We start from the raw sequence: 847 nt of genomic DNA on the forward strand, positions 1-847 counted from the left end.
CTGTGTCGTCCTCTCCCCATTTGGCCATCCATGCTTGGTTCTGTACGGAGATGACCTGCTCGCACGCGGCGATCAGCTCTGGAGCGGAGAGGGGTCGGCCGTCGGGGGCGGTGCGTCGCTCGGCCAGTCGGAGCAGTTCGCTCGCGGTGCGGCTGTACTCGATCCACAGGAACTCGTAGCGTTCTCCAGCCACGTGCGCCGCGAGTGCCCCGGCGGCGGTGGTCGCCACCGTCGCCCATGCGCCCACGTTGGGTGACACGGTGTTGAGGGCAGCGAGTGCAGCTGCGATCAGGGCCAGCGTCACCGAGGCGACCTTGGCGGCTCGCAACAGGGTGCGGAACTGTGCGGCCTTCGGCTGGTAGTAGCTCGCGAGCTGCGATTGGCGCACTCGTACCTCAAGGTAAGTCTCGAGGTCTTGCACCGCTGGCAGTCGGCGGGGCTTCGGTCGTAGACCGTGGGTCCACGGCAGCAGGTCGCCAGCCTCCCGTTCCAAGCGCTGCACCTCCGCATCCAGTCGCTGCTCGGCGTCCCCCGTGGCATAGTCGCCACCGCCGGTGAGGAACAGGAAGACCTCGGTCTTCAGAGCTTCGGACACCGACCGCGCACGAGTCCACCGACGCACCTGCTCCACGGTCTGCCGTGCCCCAAGTAGGCCCACCGCTGCAAGCATCACCGCCGCCAGCGTGGCCACGGCAATGCTGGCGGGCAAGCTGATGGGCTCCAGTTGATTGCCGGCCAGGGCCATGGCTGCGCCGGCAGTGGTGAGCAGGAGCAGGAGCCGCCGGGCGCGGCTGGGCCCGGCCTTCAACTGATCCGCCGCCTGCGACCACACACTCTGCCGCTGCCA

Annotated in this window: 1 protein-coding gene; it reads right to left on the bottom strand. The window is 68.5% G+C overall.

Going from position 1 to position 847, the window contains the following annotated elements:
* On the bottom strand, window positions 1-847 hold an 847-nt coding region (locus ACI79O_RS24125), incomplete at both ends, for a DUF4231 domain-containing protein (RefSeq protein ID WP_456915393.1).

It is taken from the genome of Geodermatophilus sp. SYSU D00696 (assembly GCF_054050235.1).